Raw genomic sequence first — 2,895 nt, forward strand, 5'->3', positions numbered from 1 at the left:
TCTTAAGACTTCATATCCGTTAAAATCATCAAAAGTATATTTTTGCCATTGCAATTCAACAGTTCCTGAACTGGTAACGGCCGACTCAAAAGTGATATTGCCCGGGGCCATGGTTGATACTTCAATGATTTTGGTAGTTGTGTAACCATCCGCATCAGTGGCATTGATGGTAATTTCATGTAAACCCCTTGATAATGCAGATGTTTCGAACTTAACATTATTAGATGCATCAGGATGAGTTTCTATAAGTGTGCCATCCAGATTACTGGATATAACGACATCTAAATCATTAGCTTGTGAATCATCGTCAACAACGTTTAGTGAAAAAACTATATTTTCAGTAAATGCAAAGTTAGCCGGACTGCCCGGAAGGATGACCTCAATCTCTGGTGTAAAACCAGTGCTTACTCCCTCCTCTATAAAAATTGAAATCTTCTTTAATGAGTCAGGCTTAATTCTCACAACTTCTTTTCCTGAACCATAGCCATTGAGGTTGGCATATATTTCATATGATGCAGGCTCTAAATCCGTCAATAATATAGTACCAAATGCATCAGTAATAGCTTGCTTTGTAGCCGGGACTGTAAATATATTGGCACCCTTTATCGGCGCTTTAGAATATTCGGAGTTCGCATAAACGGTCACATAGAGATCACCATTATTTATGGTTATCTCATCTTCCTTACAACTCCATATTGCTAATAAAATGCCTAGTAAAAGAATTATTTTTGCTTTCATTTTCGTTGTTTGGGTTACCACTACTATACATGCAGTTTAACTTACTTGCAAACTACTTGTATCATCCTTTTCTCTTGCTATACTATATCTCCCTATATTCAATCCTCACTTACCTGACATAGCTGCTTTTCCATAGATACCCTGCATGGTCTTGTACTGAAAGCATTGATTATATCTCCGATTAGTGAATACTAAATTAAAATTTTTGCAATAACGTGCTCTTTTATGTTGATAAGCACTCAGTATTTGTTGATAAACGTACAAAAGTAGAAGAGGAGCAACAGTTTATAAATCGTTTGGACATATGTATGCAGGTTGTTTGTGCTTATGTATGGAAGGTAATGAAGTATGGTTTAAAAAAGCGATAAAGTAGCCTTCTTAAAAAAGCAAGCTTGGTTTCGATTAAAACCTGCTTAGGTTTCATGTAAAACCTAACTAGGTTTGGATTAAAACCATGCTAGGTTTCGGGTAAAAGCAAGCTAGGTTTTTCCAATTGTCTGCTTTCTTCTTAATGATGGCCTATTTAATGCTATTTAACTAAGAAAAGTTGATGTTCTTAATATTTCGCCACCACTACCCCAAACCCCTAAAGGGTGAGCGTTGGAAGATGGCTTAACTAAATAACATGAGGTGAGGACCGAGGTGAGCTTTGTCTGACCTGCTACCGCACTTTTGAAACCCAGTTTCTAACCTTTCTCTGTGTTCTCCTTTCCTCTGCGGTAAAAGACCATCGATCAAGGACTTGTTGAGACGAGTCATAGCACCGCTATGGTGAGTTGAAACAAGTCAGCTTGCGACTGGATTGGCAGCAGTATCAGCACGGAATAGATTTTCTAATGCATATTGCGGGTTAAACCTTATTGACTAGTCTCCTCTTGTTCAAATGTATTGATACTTTGTTTATTACGAGCGTTTGGGGTTTGCCATCTTTAAATCTTCCAATACATTTGGGTAACCCAACCTTTATTGAGTAAGAATTTAATCAAATACTATTATGAGAAAAGGAAGAATATTAGCTTTATTGGTGCTTGCTGTAATTATTGCAGGAGCTGCTAAATACTGGACTTTGGTTAAAGATGTTCCTGTTGGAATTGAAGAAAAACCTTATAGCGCTATTTATGCAAGTGCCATGTATGGCGATGATAAGATAGAGGATCTGAAACAATCAGGACTAACAACATTGGTTTTATTTACCATCCACATCAATAAAGATGGTTCAATGAATTTTAACGACACGCCAATTATCAATAACCAAGGCGAGTATATCGGACCAGCTGAATGGCCCGAAAATGTAAAAGCTCACCGGGAAGGAGTTTCGTCCATTAATCGAATTGAGATTTGTCTGGGTGCCTGGGGCTCGCCATCTTATGAAAATATCAGTAGTTTAATGGCAGAGTATGGTCAATCACCAGACAACCCACTTTTTAAGGGGTGGCAAACCTTAAAAGAGTTAACAGGGGCTGATGCCATTAACCACGATGATGAAAAGACTTTTGATGTAGAAAGTACAACTGAGTTTATCTTGATGACTGAAAAGTTAGGCTTCGGGCACACTTTTGTACCATACAACAATCTGGATGAATTTTGGAAACCTTTATTTGACAGGGTGGAGGCAGAAAGTCCTGGATTGATAGACCGGGTATATGTTCAGTGTTACGATGGAGGAGCGCCCAATTTGTATTTCATTAATCGATGGAACGTATTTGGAGATATGAAGGTCTCAATGGGATTATGGGCACAGCGTCCTGACGGAAGTAAAGATGCACCCGATGTATTCTATAAAAAGATAAAGAAAAATGCCCGCTTTGTTGATGGCGGCTTTATCTGGGAATATAATGAGATGCTAAATAATCCGGATGGATATAAAGTAGCAGAATATTCGGAAGCAATTAGCAATGCTTTAAAAGAATAGTTGGATATATTGATCATCAAGGTTAATGAGCAGTTAATATCCGATGAAAACTAATAACCTGGGTTTGATGTAAAATTTAAATTGAACTCAGTATCCTATGCGCAATAGCGCAATATTCAATAAACTATTGGATTTCCCCGTTGGCGAAGCTACCCTTTACCCACTTTATTGTAAAATAGAATGATTTAAATATATATCAGTGCGTAAACATTTTTAAACCACCTCACCTCTGTCCTCTCCTCAAA

2 protein-coding genes are annotated in these 2,895 nt (G+C 37.7%); one reads left to right on the top strand and one right to left on the bottom strand.

The window, feature by feature from the left end:
• Nucleotides 1-738, bottom strand: a 738-nt coding sequence (locus AC4MRQ_RS25520; protein WP_491200558.1) for a peptidase associated/transthyretin-like domain-containing protein, incomplete at its 3' end; no start/stop codon positions are given.
• 994 nt (nt 739-1,732) lie between these two features.
• Between AC4MRQ_RS25520 and AC4MRQ_RS25525 the strand changes: the two genes are divergently transcribed.
• Nucleotides 1,733-2,650 carry a hypothetical protein gene (locus AC4MRQ_RS25525; protein WP_491200559.1) on the top strand — a complete coding sequence of 306 codons (918 nt, stop codon included), beginning with the start codon at nt 1,733-1,735 and terminating at the stop codon, nt 2,648-2,650.
• The last annotated feature ends 245 nt before the right edge of the window (nt 2,651-2,895 follow it).

The sequence above is a fragment of the Carboxylicivirga sp. genome, from assembly GCF_982718395.1.